This is a genomic window from Vulcanimicrobium alpinum (genome assembly GCF_027923555.1).
Classification (GTDB): domain Bacteria; phylum Vulcanimicrobiota; class Vulcanimicrobiia; order Vulcanimicrobiales; family Vulcanimicrobiaceae; genus Vulcanimicrobium; species Vulcanimicrobium alpinum.
Genome location: NZ_AP025523.1, coordinates 2,718,718 through 2,732,085, shown reverse-complemented (window position 1 = coordinate 2,732,085; position 13,368 = coordinate 2,718,718). Strand labels below are relative to the sequence as shown.

Sequence of the window (13,368 nt, the reverse complement as noted above, 5' to 3'; positions counted from 1 at the left end):
GGTTAGCGCGCTCGTATCGAATCACCGACTCACGAGGGTCCAAGCGATCAAGCCTCGCAACCCCGCGTTCTTGAGCGACGCGCGCTACAGCTGATTCGCTGCGGCCGACGACGGCAGCAAGACGCGCGTACGTCCATCGCTTGCGCCGCAGCGCTTCAACCTTGTCTTTGAGTTCTGCATTTCCACGGTGATGACAAGCGGACGAGACGTGCGATCGGCAAGACCAGCTGCGCCTTCCTCGCGGTATCGAGCCCACCAACGATACACGTTGGAAACGGCCAATCCCAAGCCGGCTGCGACCGCTCGCCCTGATTCGCCTCGTACAAGCCGCTTCACCATCGCCAGCCGGCCGCGCGCCGTCAGCTTGGAGTTTGAACGGCTCATCGTCACACGTTCGCTCCGTCAGGTTCAGATACCATCATCCGAGAAGGTGTCCTGGACCTGTCGGGAAGCAACAGCTCCCCGGTGCTGTGACCCTCGAAACCGTCATGATGGAGCGGATCCGACGGGCGACGCAGAGGGCGGAGATCCGAGAGCCCTGAACGCGGGCAAACTGGTTCCTGTGCTCTTTCCGGCGTCGACACTGCTCCTCGTCGCGTCGGGCGTCGCGCTGATGGCGGCGGAGGCCGCGATTGGCGCACGGCGTGGCTTCTTGCCGCCTTCGCGCTCGTCGTCGCCCGGCGCGATCGTCGGCAAAGTGGTGCTCGCACGCCGCTTGGGCGCGCTCGCCGCGGCGGCGTTCGCCCGCAACCGTGCGACGATCGCGGCGGACCATGCGCTGCGGCGCGACCCGATCCTGCGCGGCGCCGGCGTGTTTTCGACGGTCAACGCGTGCGCGCTACTCTTTCTCATGACGGTGAACCCGGATGCCGCCGGCGCGGCGCTCACGCTGTTCGCCACCGGCGGCGCCGGCGTTGGCGTGGCCGCGGCAGCGCCGATGCTCGCGACCCGCGCTCGCGCGGTCCGCTGAAGCATACGCCGCGACGGCCCGTCGCGGCTGCCCAGGGGAGCACGCTGCGAAGTCCGAACGCCGTCGACTCACCAGCCGAGGCCGTCGATGCTCGAGGAAACGGAACGAAGCGAACTCGTGCGCGCCGCGCTCGCGTACGGCGTGTTGACGTCCGAGGATCTCGAGGCGCTGATCCGCATGGCGCGCGATCAGCACGTGCCGGCCGGTACCGTCGTCTGTCTCGAACGCGATGACGCTACGTGTTCGCTCGTTGCCCGCGGCCACCTGATCCTGCGGCAGACGCGCAACGGTGCGGATCACGTCGTCGGCACGGCAAGCCCGGGCGAATCGTGCGCCGCCGGCACGTTTGCCGATATCGACGCGGCGCAGCCCGTCGTCGCCGTCGCCGCGTCGGACGCCGACGTCGTCCATCTCGATGCGGAGCTGTTCCGGCGGATCGTCGACGCCGATCCGGCATTTGCGGCGGCGCTGCGCGATCGGACGGAGCGCCAGATGCTCGAACACCTCGTGCGCGCGACGTCGTCGTTCGACGAGGTCAGCGCCGACGAGATGCGCGGGCTCGTCCGCAGCGCGCACCGCCGCGTGGCGCAAGCGGGAGAGGAGATCGTCACGCAAGGCGACGTCGGCAACGAAGCGTACGTGATCGTCGACGGCTCCGTCGACGTGATCGATGCCGAGACGGAGCGCGTCCTGGCGACGCTCGGGCGCGGGGCGATGTTCGGCGAGGCGGCGCTGCTCAACGACGTCCGCCGCAACGCGACGGTGCTTGCGCGCGAGCAGACGGCGCTGCTGACGCTCGAGCGCGAGCCGCTCTTGAACATCCTGCAGACGAACGCCGCGGCCCGCGCGCGCATGATCGACCTGCTGAACTCGCGCGACCGGCCCCTCCGTGCGGACGGGATCGAGTCGTATCGTCAGATCGCCGCCGACGGCAGCAAGATCGCGGTCCTCAAAGACCCCGTTCATCACAAGTATTTCCGACTTTCGGGCGACAGTCTCTTTCTGTGGGAGCGTTGCGACGGCACCCATACGATCCGCGACCTCGCGACCGCGCTCTTCACCGAGCGCGGGCATTTCGCGCCGCAGACGGTGATCAATACGGTCGGTCAGATGAAGCGCCAGGGATTTCTGCAAGCCGATTCCGGCGTCCGCGCCGCCAGGGACGAGTCCCGCACGAGTTCCGTCGCTGCGCGCATCGCGCGCACCGTTCGCGGACTGCTGACGTGGACCGTGCACTACGACGACGTCGACGGCGCGTTCGCGGCCGTGTACCGCGTCGTCGGGCCGGCGCTGTTTTCGCGGCCGTCGGCCGTGCTGCTGCTCCTCGTCGCAGTCGCCGGGCTCGCGGCATTCGTCGCCAGCACGCCGAAGGCCGTCGCGCTGCTGTGGACTCCCGCCGGCGCAACGTCGTTCGTGCTGCTGATGATCCCGGCATATGCCCTGATGATCGCGCTGCACGAAGCGGCGCACGGTCTGGCCGTGAAGGCCGTGGGCCGGCGTGTTGAAAGCGTCGGCATCGGATGGTTCTGGTTCGGGCCGATCGTCTTCGTCGACACATCCGACACCTGGGTGTGCTCGCGGCACCAGCGCGTCCTGGTCGCCGCCGCGGGCCTCGTCGCAAACCTCGTCCTCGCCGCGATCGCCTCCGCGACGGCGTTGCGGTCGGCGTCGCCGATCGCGGTCATCGCGGCGTGGCAGTTCGCTTTCGCCGCCTACGTCGGCGTCGTCGAGAACCTCAACCCGCTACTCGAGTTCGACGGATACTACGTCCTCGTCGATCTGCTGGACCGGCCGAACCTGCGCCGCCAGAGCCTGGCATGGCTGGGGTCGCAGTTCGGTGCCGTCGCGCGCAATCCGCGCCTCATCCGCGGCCACGTCGTCGAGTGCGTGTATTCCGCCGGGACGATCGCCTATGTCGTGTTCGCGGCGGTGCAGTGTCTGGTCGTGTACCGGGTCGTCGGGCAACACCGGCTCGCGCAGATCGTTCCGGCCGGCATCGCCGAGGCCGCGGCGTGGATCCTCCCGGTCGGCGTCTGTGTCGGGGCGATCGTGAAGCTGGCCTCCGAGTTGCGGCGCGTCAACGACGCCGCCTCCGCCTGACTCACTGCCTGCTGGCGATGAAGTCGCCGAGCTTCACCCCGCTCTGCCAAAAACTGCCGCGGAACGACCGTCCGTCCGGCGCGACGCCGTCGACTCGGACCTCTCCCGTCGACGTCGCGCCGCTGCAGTTCCTCTCCTGAAACGACGTCGTCTGCCCCGCCGCGCCCGCGAGCACGGGGACGTGCAGGTTCGTCGCGCGTTCGCATGACGTCGCCGCACTTCCGGCGACGCTGGCCTTGTGCACGTCGAGGACGATCGCACCGCCGCTCGAGCGCGCGGCGGTTCCGGTCCAGACCATCCGGCCGTCCTGCACGTTCGCTTCGTCTATCTGCCACGTACCTTGCACCGGCGCGGCGTTCACGCGAACGGTCCGCTTTGCGACCGGCGTTGCCGTCGCGAGCGGGGTTGCCGTCGCGGCCGGCGTCGCGACGGGCGCGTGCGTCGCAGCATGCGTCGAACGCGTTGCGGTTGCGATGGTCTCGCGGCCGGAGCGCGACGTCGATGTGCGCGGCGTTCCGCGCGTCCACGCCGCGAGCGCGACGCCGATGAGCAGCCCGATCAAAACGACGGCGACCGCCGTCAGCGCAGTCGATCGCCCGACGCGTTGCACGCCCGCGACGCGCACCGTCGCGTCCTCGGCGGGAAGCGGCGGAGGCGGCGGAGGCGGCGTTGCGGCCGCCGGCGAGGTGGCGCGGCGCGGCGGTGAATCGGGCCGCGCCGCGGGCATCGTGCCCGACGCCGCCGAGATCGCCTGCTCGAGCGTCGGCACGTCGTCGACCGGAGCGCGACAGGCTGCGAGCAATTCCCCCGCGAGGCCGCTGGTCGCATTGTATGCGAGAAGCGAGCGAAAGAGTTCCGAGTCGCCGTGCGACGTGAAATCGTGCGCGCGGAAGAGCAGGTTGTCGCCGTCGTTGAATCGCCGCCACAGCGAACGGTCCGCGGCGAGCGCGATCAGCGCGATGTAGATCACGAGCGACGAGAAGCGGTCGAGCCGGCCGTCGAACGCGGCCTCGCGGCGCCGTGGATGCTGATAGTTGCGGTGACCCCATTCTCGTTGCGGAAGGTCCGCGATCGCCGGCAGGTACATCGCATCGTAGTCGATCAGGCGCAAGCCGCCCTCGCTCACCAGGATGTTGCCGTGCTGCAGGTCTCCGTGCGCGATGCCCAGCGCCTCCAGCGAACGCACCATCTCGCGAAACGTCTCGGCCAGCGCGAGCAGAGCGTCGCCGTCGCCGAGACGGGCCTCCACCTCAGCGTTGAGTGCGCGGCCCCCGACCCATTCCATCGAGACGGCCGGCCACCACGCGCCGCCAACCGAGATGCCTTCGTCGAGATAGCGCGCCGGGACCAGCGCCTCGGTGCGTGCGTAGCGGAGCAGTTCGGCGATCGCGGTGTAGCGCCGCTCGACGTCGTCGCGTTCGCGGGTGTAGCAGCGCAGCGCCGTGTCGCCGCTCGCCGCGATCAGGTGAAACGTTGCGGTAAACGCGCCGGCGTACACCTTGGGCGTCCCGCCGGGTTTGCGCTCGATCGCCGCATCGCGGGAGGCGGCGTTGCCGATCGCATCGCGGCGGACGACGGCCTCGGCGTACTCGTGCGCGCTCGGCCAGGCGGGATCTCGCTGCATACGACGTTCATTCCCCGGTGCGCCTGTGCCGATTGGCTTTGCCAGGGGCCAAGCAGCCGATCTGACGAAACGGTACATTCCCCCCTACGCATCGTCCTCGGAGGCGTCATGAGCCAAGAAGCGGTTGCTACCCTGATGGATCGCTGGACCAACGAACCTGGATTCAAGGACGAATTCCGCAAAGACCCGCACGGAACGATCGTCGCACACGGCATCAGTCTGACGCCGGAAGAAGAAGCCGCCGTCAACAGCATGGACTGGACCGGCTCGCATGAAGAGCTCGCGCAGCGGGTCAGCAAGATGATGGCGAGTTAGCCGTCGCAGTTCCCGCGGAATGGCGGCTTCCGAACCGCGCGGCGATCGTCGCGGCGGCGAGGGAGTTCGCCTTTCGCACGATCCGGGTCCCGCGGCATCGCGCGATCTTCGCGTTTGCAATCGAGCATCCGCGCGCCGTCTCCGAGCGGCTCTCACTGAATACGGACCTTGCGCCGCTCGTCTTCGCGGCGGCGACGGGCTCCGCGCATGCGCGCGTCGATCTCGCCGCGCTCACGTTGGTGCTGTGGACCGCGTTTGACGCGCTCGATGACATCGCCGACGGCGACGTCCAAACGCGGTGGCCGGGGTTCGATCCGAGCGAACTCGGCGTCATGGCCAGCGCGCTCCTCGCGACGACGGCGCACGTCATCGCGCATTCGCTGCACGATTCCCCGGAGGTCCAAGCGCAGCTCCATTTGTGGATCGCGCGCGGACTCGGGGAGATGGCCGACGGTCAAATCGAGGACCTCGACAACGCGCGTTCCTCCGACGTGACGAGCGGTCGCGTGTTCTCGTCGGTCGCGGGGAAGACCGGCGGCGAATGCGCGCTCTTTGCCGGCCTCGGCGCCGTGCTCGCTCGCGTTTCACCGGAGCGTCAGCGCTGCTTCGCGCGGCTCGGCTTCGAATACGGGATGGCGAATCAGTTCGTCTCCGATCTCGCCGAACTCTCCGCCGATCCGCACCGTCGCGACATCAGGAACGGCACGCGAACGCTGCCGTTGGTCTGGCATGTCGAGATGCTCGAACGGCCGGCTCGCGATGCGTTCGTCACGCTGTTGGAATCCGCTCGGCGCGATGCGGCCGCGGCCGAACGCGTCCGCGAAGCGCTGCTCGTCTCGCCGGCATATCGCCGTGCGGTGCTGCAGGTGATCCTGCATCTCGGACGCGCCCGAACGGCGCTCGCCGAATCAGCGTCGAGCGGACCCGCCGCGGCCCAGCTCGCCGCCTTCCTCGACGACGTTCACCCGTTCGGCGGACGCTGAGCCGTTCAGCGCGCGCCCGCCGCCGCCGAGAGGTCCGTCGGCGCGGAGGACGAGCCTCGACGCAGGCGGAGCGCAAAGGCGATGAGCAGGCCGCCGAAGACGATCGAGTACGCGCCGATCGTCCACACCCAGGCGATCAGACCCGCCAGCGGCATGATCAGCAGCGCGATGCCGAGCAGAATCGACGCGATGCCGGTGAGCAGAACGAACCATTCGCCGGAGAACTGGCGGCGCAGCCGGATCGCGAGCCAGAGCTCGAGCGCGCCGGTGAGCAGCGCCCACACCGCGATCGTGTAGATCTAGGCGAGCGCGGTGACACCGGGCCAGAAGAACGTCACCACGCCGATGATGATCCCGAGCGCCGCTTCGGCCAGCAGCGCCGGCCAGCGTTCGCGTTCGTGGCGGAACCGTTTCGCCTGGACCAGTGCGCCAACACCGTCGAGGAACATGTACGCGCCGAAGAGCGCGATCAGCACGAGTAGCGTCATCCCCGGCCACACGAAGGCGACGACGCCGAAGAGAATCCCGAGCACGCCGCGCAGGGCGACGATCCACCACTCGCGCGCGAGATGAGTCACCATAGCCATCAACCTTTCCGTCCCTCGCTATCGTGAGAGGGCTGACGACACTATTCTCTCATCGGCGTCGCGCCGTTTCAAGGGAGATATCGCCGCCGGCTGATGGAGCCAACTGCTCGATGCGGCGACCGCACTTCACGCGGCGCGGGACGGACCTTGCGCTCGGCGATGACCGGTTCGAAACGCCGGTCGAAGACGAACCCAGATGATCACGACGATGACGAACAGCGCGTCGGAGATGAACGGCGCGACGAACGCGAAGCGCAGCCTCAGCATGTAGGCCGCGAACGTCGGCACGACCGCCCACAGCGACGACAGGTCGGTCCCGTGCCGCGGCTTCTTCTCGGTCCTCAGGTAGGCCGGGGACGCAGCGGCGCGATCCCCCGAGGTGGGCACCGCGCTCCGGGCCGCGCGCACGAGACGGCGGTTGCTCCCCGGCCGTGATTCGAGCGACTCCGCACCATGCGCGCAACATTCCGGTGCGGCGCTTCGTTGCGTGGGTATGAAAGCGCGCATTCTCCCTTTGACGGCGGCTTTGTGGATCGCGGGCGCCGGCGTGGCTTTCGCGCAGAGCATCCCCTCCGTGCCGCCCGACGTCCAGAACAACCCGATCGTTCAGAGCATCCTCCAAGGGGTCGGCGGCTTGCTGCAGACCACAAACGGCAACACCGCTCACGGCAAGGTGACGTATTTCCGGCGCTTCGATTTGCAGATCGAGACGGCGCCGAACGTCTACCGGCAGATTCACCTCCACCAGGGGACGATCATCAACCCGCGCGGCACGACGATCACGCCGGGGATGACGGTCGACGTCAGCGGTACGGCGCAGGCCGATCACTCACTGAACGCCGACTCGATTAACACCCACTAGTTAGATCCGTGCGACCGGGCTACGCCCGGTCGTAGGCCTCCTGCAATGCGGCGATGTCGAGTTTCTTCGTCGCCAGCATCGCCTGCATGACCGCATCCGCTTTCGCGTCGTCGTCGGCGCCGAGCAAAGTCGGGCAGCGCCGACGGCACGACTTGCCGCAACACGCCGTATTTGTCTTCGAGCCAGCCGCACGCTCCCGGTTTTCCGCCGTCGGAAAGATGGTTCCCAAACCGGTCGGCTTCGTCTTGCGGCGCGCAGCCGATAACGAACGGGGCAACTCCAAGGACGACCCTTCGCTGCCTGCTCTCCACTTATGACTGGGGCACGCCTCGGGGCAACGTCATACCAATTGTGTCGCCATGATCTGGTCCTCCCCAAACACGTTCGTGCATCGCTCGACGAGCGGGCTGCTCTGGATGCTATCGAGATGCTTTGCGAGAGACAAGTAGCGGCGGGTCAATCGTCGAGCACGAGCGACTGCGCCGTGTAGTACACCGCCTTGCGCCCGTAGTCGGGCGTGACGAGTCCCATCGGATCGGTGTAGGGCGGATACGGACCAGCCGTCCCGTCGCGAAATTCGCACCACACCATCGTCGGCAGCCCGAGGTCGCGATGCAGGTTCCACATGTCGCGGAAGAATGCAGGCTGACCGTTCGACGTCACGACGCACGCCTCGGTGGTGTGCAGCGGAACGCCGCCGGGAAGCAGACTGATCGCCTGCAGGTACTCGTTGAGGGCGTGCGCGGGCGGTTTGTAACTGTGCACCGCGCAACCGGTCGCGACGTCGAAGACGCGCCGCGCGTGCAGCCCATAGATCCAATCCGTGTCGACGCCGCTCGTGCCGCCCGAGAGCACCTCGCGCGCGCCGGCGTCGCGCAATGCCTTCGCCGTTGCGATCGCCAGCCGCGCGTACGCGTCGAGGTTCGGCGGCGCGTGCCAGTATGCCGCGAGGTTCGGCTCGTTCCAGAGTTCCCAGATCGGATCGAACGCGGCATAGCGCCGGTGAAACGCTGCTGCGCTCGCCGCATAGGCGGCGACGTCGACGGGCTGCGGCGCGTAATCCGAAATGAGGATCACACGCATCCCGCGCTGCGCGGCGAGGGAGAACAGCGAGTCGAAATACGGGAACTGACTGCCGTCGGCAGTGGCGCGCAGGAGCGTTGCTCCGCACGCGGCGAGCAGTGAGATGGCCTGCGGCACGTCGTCGGACGGATACAACTGGCTGCCGAACGCGGTCGGTCGTGCCGGAGACCCTCTGGTCGCCACGAGCCCGCTGAGGTTGGAAGCACACCCTGATGCAACGATCGGAGTCAGCGCTATCCCGGCAAGCGCCTTGGAACGGGTCATTGCAAGTTCACTATGCTCTGGGTCGAGGGGAGCCGCGCGCTTTCCACGGCCGCCGGAAGGACGACTGCCGGGCAACCGAGCCTCCGGCGCTCGCGCGGACGGACCCACGCGCGCGCACCGCGAACGTCTCGGCGACGGGTGATGGGACGCATGTCTTTGGTTGAGTCCTGATGTACGGCGCGGCTGAACGGGTCGTTGCGGCAGCGCCGGCGCTCAGCGCGCGCGTCGCGGCGCTTCTCCTCATCGTCGCCGCGGTGATCTTTGCGTTGGTCTCGGGTCGCGATCCCGGTTACGCCCGCCTGCACGTCGAGCGCGACGCGACAGCCGGGCGCGCGCATCACGCGTGGGCCGCGTTCGCTGTCGACGCGGCGCCGTTCTCGCGCGTCGAATTGCGCGTGAATGGGCGACCTGCAGCGTCCGGATACGTTCCCTGGAACGGGCGTCGGGTTCGCTTCGAGCGGGTTGCGCTCGACGACGGCAGCAACACGGTCGTCGCCCGGACATTCCTGTGGTACGCGGCGTTCGAACGTGCGCATGCCGACGAACTGCGCATCGTCAACCCGCCGTCGCCGGTGGATCGCCGGGCGGATCGGCCCGCAAGCGTGGCGACGCGCCACGCGCGCATCCTCACGCTGGCCGTGCGGGAGCGCGAAGCCGCCGCCGCCTTCACGGTCCGGCTCGCGGTATCGGATCGCGCGGTCGCCGCGCTCGCAAGGCACGGTGATCTCGCCGCGTTCGTCGAGGACGTCTTCGACGGCCCGCGCATGAACCGCGCTTCGATCGCTGCGTTCTTTCACGGCGTGCAGCCGCGTGTCGGGCGAGCCGGCGACGACGTCGTCGTGCGCGCCTCGTCGGGGTACCGCGACGTGGGGCTCGACGATCTGCCGGCACTTCGCGGCGACCTCGAACTTGCGAGCGACGGTGCGGCGACGGCGTCGTCGGCGCGGCGCTGGTCCCGCGATGTCGTGCGCTTGCAGCTTGCCGATTACCGCACGGTCGACCGGGTGCCGGCCCCGCTTCGCGAGGACGGCACAACCGCGATCTGGGAGCGAGCGACGTCTCCCGTGCGTGCGCCCGTCGTCGTCTCGCTTGCGTTCTCGCCGTTCTCGTCGATCGACGCGCTGCGGCGCGGGCTCGGCCTGCCGGTGTTTGCGTTCGTGCCGCATGTTGCGGCGCGTTTTCTCGCCTTCCTGCACGGGTTCGAACTAGCGTTGCCGATGTTCGCGTATCTCGCGCTCGCGCGCGGGCGCAACGCCCGGTATGCGCGCATCGCGCGGCGGCTGATCGCGGTCGCCGTCGCGGCGGACGTTTTCGACGCGTGCATCTCGGCGCAGCCCGACGTCGACGGCGAGCTGCTGCTGCTCGTGCCCGCGCTGCGCGCGCTCCCCGCGCCGCTGGTGAACCTGCTGCTGGTCCCCGCGGCGATCGGTGCGGTGCTCGCGCTGCTCGCGTCCAGCGTCGCGCACCTCTCAGTACGCAGCGCGACGCTCGCGGGACAGCTCGTTGCCGATGCGGCGAACGCCGTGTGCCTCGCCGCGCTCGGCTTCGTCGCGATCGCCGCCTGCGCGTGTGCGCTGCCGCTCCCGCTCGTTGCGGGCGACGAGTGGATGCGCGTGCCGGAGTTCGCCGGCACGGCGTTCGCGAATCCGCTCTCGTTTCTGCCGCTGAGCGCCTCGTTTCTGCGTTCGCTGGCGCCGTTGGGCCCGCTGCTCTTCGGCACGCTGCTGGCCGCGGGCATGCGCGCCGAACCCTCATCGCTGGGCCTCGATCGGGCGGCGCTGCGGCGCCTGATGCTGTGCTGCTACGGCGTGCTCGCGGGCGTCGTCGTCCTCGTCCCGATCAGCTTCGTGCTGGCTTGGTGCACGTATCGCGTCGTTGCGGCGCGCGACGGCGACGGCGCATCGACCGGCGGGGGCGAGCGTTCCCGTCTTTCGCCGCGTACGCGCGGCTTCGCACTCGTGCCGCTCGCGGTCGCCTTCGCGTCGGTCGATGCGCTGGTGCTGCTGCCGTCGGAGATGCAGCATCTGCGCGCGCTGCAGACGCCGTTCGTCGTGCTCGAAGCCGCGGGGTTCGCCGCGGTCATCGTGCAGTCGTTCGTCCTGCCCGCGTTCGCGCTCGGCGCGTGCGGAGACGCGGGCGGCGGACGCGCGGGGATGCGCCGCGGACTAGCGGTAGGCGCATGGGCCGCGGCGTGTTCGCTGCCGGCGTGGTTCCTTCAACCGGTTGCCGGCGTGACGGCGCTCGCCGCGGCGACGCTGACGATCGCGTTCTACGCCGCCGCGGGATCGCGCCTGACGTCTGCCCGGACCGCTATTTCATCGGGATCATGAGGTGGGCGTACGGCGTGCCGGCCCACATCACATAAGGCTTCGCCGTATCGGGATCCGGGCCGCTCGGATACCCGGCCAGCGCCGCCGCGTCCGGGCCGGCGATCATCACGTGCGGTCCGGTGGCGATCCGGTGATTGCCCGCCGTCGGTCCGCTCGCGTCGTGCCCTTGCGGATGACGCGCATCGTGCCGTCGGCCTTCATCTCGACGATCGTCGAGGCGCCGGCGACGACGGCTGCGACGCGTGCTTTCATCTGCACCGTTCTGACCTTGCATTCACGGCCGTACGTTCGTACCACCGAGGCTGGATGTGCCTAGTCGGGAACGGCACGTCGCGCGGCGGGCGTAACCCCGCCAGGTCGCCCGAGGCTACGCCCGCACGCCCGCAAAGTCAATCGGCTTGCTGCGGCAGCGGGCATGAGGTTCCATGACGGCCGACGTACGACGCGTGATCGTGACCGTAACGGGATCGCCGCGTTGACGAAGCGCGCGGAGGAACTGCGCAGCCACCGCTGGCTGGGGGTTGAAAACCTTCGCTCGTTCGGCCACCGTTCGCGTTTGCTACAGATCGGTTACGATCGCGAAGACTTCGCCGGCAAACCGGTGATCGGCATCGTCAACACGTGGTCGGATATCAACCCGTGCCACGCTCACCTGCGGACGCGCGCCGACGAGGTGAAGCGCGGCGTGTGGCAGGCCGGCGGATTTCCGCTGGAACTTCCCGCGATCAGCCTCGCGGAAACGTTCATGAAGCCGACGACGATGCTCTACCGCAATCTGCTCGCGATGGAGACCGAAGAACTCATCCGCAGTCAGCCGATCGACGGTGCCGTGCTGCTCGGCGGCTGCGACAAGACGATCCCGGGCCTGCTCATGGGCGCGATCTCGGCGCGCGTCCCCGCGATCGTCGTCCCGGCGGGGCCGATGCTGCGCGGAACGCTACGCGGCGGCGTCCTCGGCTCGGGTTCCGACACGTGGAAATACTGGGACGAACTGCGCGCGGGCCGCATCACGGACGACGACTGGCACGAGATCGAAGGCGGGATCGCGCGTTCGTTCGGGACGTGCATGACGATGGGCACCGCCGCCACGATGATGGCGATAGCGGAAGCGCTAGGGTTCACGTTGCCCGGCGCGTCGTCGATTCCCGCTCCCGACTCCGGCCACGCGCGCATGGCGAGCGAATCCGGACGCTGCATCGTCGAGATGGTGTGGGAGGATCGCACCCCCGATCGGATCGTCAGCGCCGCCGCCGTCGACAACGCGATCCGCGCTGAGCAGGCGTTGGGCGGTTCGACCAACGCGATCATCCACGTGCTCGCGATCGCGCGCCGCGCGGGCATTCCGCTGCAGCTGGACCGGTTCGACGAGATCGCGCGCGAGGTTCCGCTGATCGCCGACATCCGCCCGTCGGGCCGCTTCCTGATGGAAGACTTCTTTTATGCGGGCGGGTCGCGCGCGTTTCTAAACCGGCTCTCACCGCTGCTGGATCTCGCGTGCCTGACGGTCAACGGCTGCACGCTGGGAGAGAACGTCGCCGGCGCGCAGGTGTGGAACGACGAGGTGATCCGTCCGCTCTCCGATCCCGTCGCCGATGAGGGCGGCACCGTCGTGCTGCGCGGCAACCTCGCGCCGGACGGCGCGGTGATGAAATCATCGGCCGCCGATCGGCGTCTGCTGCGCCATCGCGGTCCCGCGCTCGTCTTCGAGAGCTACGACGAGATGGCGGCGGCCGTCGAACGCGAGGACCTCGACGTCACCGCCGACCACGTGCTCGTGCTGAAAAACGCCGGACCGCAAGGCGGTCCGGGGATGCCGGAATGGGGGATGCTGCCGATCCCGCTCCCGCTAGTCCGCGCGGGAGTGCGCGACATGGTGCGGATCTCCGATGCGCGGATGAGCGGCACGTCCTATGGCGCCTGCATCCTGCACGTCGCGCCGGAAGCGTACGTCGGCGGCCCGCTCGCGTACGTGCGCACCGGCGACTTCATCGAGCTCGACGTCGCGGCGCGGCGGCTGCATCTCGACGTCGACGAGGCCGAGCTGGCGCGCCGCAGGGCCGCGTGGCGCGCACCCGCGCCGCGGGCGGCGAGCGGCTATGGTGTGCTGTTCGCCGCGCACGTCTCGCAGGCGAACGACGGGTGCGATTTTGACGTTGCGCTCGCTGCGTCGGCGCCGCGGGAGCCCGAGATTCACTGAGGGTCGTTCCGCCCCGCGCTCGGCGCGGAGCGTGTACCGATCGGGCCTCATGA

Annotated in this window: 17 protein-coding genes; 7 read left to right on the top strand and 10 right to left on the bottom strand. The window is 68.9% G+C overall.

Annotation, left to right across the window (positions count from 1 at the left end):
- Positions 1–84: 84 nt before the first annotated feature.
- On the bottom strand, positions 85–384 hold the full coding sequence (locus tag WPS_RS18265) for a helix-turn-helix domain-containing protein (RefSeq protein ID WP_405054895.1): 300 nt from the start codon (positions 382–384) through the stop codon (positions 85–87).
- A 178-nt stretch (positions 385–562) separates the two neighbouring features.
- On the opposite strand from WPS_RS18265, the gene WPS_RS14040 reads away from it, so the two are divergent.
- Together WPS_RS14040 and WPS_RS14035 are read left to right on the top strand one after the other, a co-directional pair.
- Complete coding sequence (locus tag WPS_RS14040) at positions 563–970, top strand: hypothetical protein (protein WP_317995099.1); 408 nt, start codon at positions 563–565, stop codon at positions 968–970.
- 87 nt (positions 971–1,057) lie between these two features.
- Positions 1,058–3,070 (top strand): cyclic nucleotide-binding domain-containing protein, encoded by a 2,013-nt coding sequence (locus tag WPS_RS14035; protein WP_317995098.1) that lies wholly within the window; start codon positions 1,058–1,060, stop codon positions 3,068–3,070.
- A gap of 1 nt (position 3,071) precedes the next feature.
- On the opposite strand, the gene WPS_RS14030 is transcribed toward WPS_RS14035, so the two are convergent.
- The gene (locus tag WPS_RS14030) at positions 3,072–4,694 is read right to left on the bottom strand and encodes a protein kinase family protein (RefSeq protein WP_317995097.1); all 1,623 of its coding nucleotides are present in this window, start codon (positions 4,692–4,694) and stop codon (positions 3,072–3,074) included.
- Positions 4,695–4,802: 108 nt separating this feature from the next.
- Here WPS_RS14030 and WPS_RS14025 point away from each other — a divergent pair, with 108 nt between their 5' ends.
- Positions 4,803–5,009 (top strand): Os1348 family NHLP clan protein, encoded by a 207-nt coding sequence (locus WPS_RS14025; protein WP_317995096.1) that lies wholly within the window; start codon positions 4,803–4,805, stop codon positions 5,007–5,009.
- Between the two features lie 152 nt (positions 5,010–5,161).
- Here WPS_RS14025 and WPS_RS14020 read toward each other — a convergent pair whose 3' ends face one another.
- On the bottom strand, positions 5,162–5,302 hold the full coding sequence (locus WPS_RS14020) for a hypothetical protein (RefSeq protein ID WP_317997593.1): 141 nt from the start codon (positions 5,300–5,302) through the stop codon (positions 5,162–5,164).
- On the opposite strand from WPS_RS14020, the gene WPS_RS14015 reads away from it, so the two are divergent.
- Positions 5,249–5,992, top strand: coding sequence for a polyprenyl synthetase family protein (locus WPS_RS14015; protein WP_317997554.1), 744 nt, complete (start codon positions 5,249–5,251; stop codon positions 5,990–5,992). The genes WPS_RS14020 and WPS_RS14015 overlap by 54 nt on opposite strands.
- 5 nt (positions 5,993–5,997) lie before the next feature.
- On the opposite strand, the gene WPS_RS14010 is transcribed toward WPS_RS14015, so the two are convergent.
- From WPS_RS14010 to WPS_RS14000, 3 genes are all read right to left on the bottom strand, one after another.
- Positions 5,998–6,276 carry a DUF308 domain-containing protein gene (locus WPS_RS14010; RefSeq protein WP_317995095.1) on the bottom strand — a complete coding sequence of 93 codons (279 nt, stop codon included), beginning with the start codon at positions 6,274–6,276 and terminating at the stop codon, positions 5,998–6,000.
- Between the two features lie 15 nt (positions 6,277–6,291).
- Positions 6,292–6,573: an HdeD family acid-resistance protein gene (locus WPS_RS14005; protein ID WP_317995094.1), complete on the bottom strand. Its 282-nt coding sequence runs from the start codon at positions 6,571–6,573 to the stop codon at positions 6,292–6,294.
- A gap of 132 nt (positions 6,574–6,705) precedes the next feature.
- Entirely contained in the window at positions 6,706–6,987 is a 282-nt protein-coding gene (locus tag WPS_RS14000; RefSeq protein WP_317995093.1) for a hypothetical protein, read from the bottom strand.
- Positions 6,988–7,126: 139 nt separating this feature from the next.
- On the opposite strand from WPS_RS14000, the gene WPS_RS13995 reads away from it, so the two are divergent.
- Positions 7,127–7,441, top strand: a complete 315-nt coding sequence (locus tag WPS_RS13995) for a hypothetical protein (protein WP_317995092.1) — start codon at positions 7,127–7,129, stop codon at positions 7,439–7,441.
- Here the strand turns inward: WPS_RS13995 and WPS_RS13990 are convergent.
- Both WPS_RS13990 and WPS_RS13985 read right to left on the bottom strand, forming a co-directional pair.
- Complete coding sequence (locus WPS_RS13990; RefSeq protein WP_405054894.1) at positions 7,438–7,752, bottom strand: VOC family protein; 315 nt, start codon at positions 7,750–7,752, stop codon at positions 7,438–7,440. The two genes, WPS_RS13995 and WPS_RS13990, sit on opposite strands and share 4 nt — an antisense overlap.
- 145 nt (positions 7,753–7,897) lie before the next feature.
- On the bottom strand, positions 7,898–8,641 hold the full coding sequence (locus tag WPS_RS13985) for a hypothetical protein (RefSeq protein ID WP_317995090.1): 744 nt from the start codon (positions 8,639–8,641) through the stop codon (positions 7,898–7,900).
- A gap of 317 nt (positions 8,642–8,958) precedes the next feature.
- Here WPS_RS13985 and WPS_RS13980 point away from each other — a divergent pair, with 317 nt between their 5' ends.
- On the top strand, positions 8,959–11,118 hold the full coding sequence (locus WPS_RS13980) for a hypothetical protein (protein WP_317995089.1): 2,160 nt from the start codon (positions 8,959–8,961) through the stop codon (positions 11,116–11,118).
- Here WPS_RS13980 and WPS_RS13975 read toward each other — a convergent pair.
- Positions 11,099–11,227, bottom strand: coding sequence for a hypothetical protein (locus WPS_RS13975; protein WP_317995088.1), 129 nt, complete (start codon positions 11,225–11,227; stop codon positions 11,099–11,101). The genes WPS_RS13980 and WPS_RS13975 overlap by 20 nt on opposite strands.
- The gene (locus WPS_RS13970; RefSeq protein ID WP_317995087.1) at positions 11,224–11,370 is read right to left on the bottom strand and encodes a hypothetical protein; all 147 of its coding nucleotides are present in this window, start codon (positions 11,368–11,370) and stop codon (positions 11,224–11,226) included. The genes WPS_RS13975 and WPS_RS13970 overlap by 4 nt, the downstream gene beginning before the upstream one ends.
- A gap of 163 nt (positions 11,371–11,533) precedes the next feature.
- Between WPS_RS13970 and araD the strand changes: the two genes are divergently transcribed.
- A complete protein-coding gene (gene araD, locus WPS_RS13965; protein ID WP_405054893.1) occupies positions 11,534–13,315 on the top strand; it encodes an L-arabinonate dehydratase in 1,782 nt (593 codons plus the stop codon).
- Positions 13,316–13,368 lie beyond the last annotated feature (53 nt).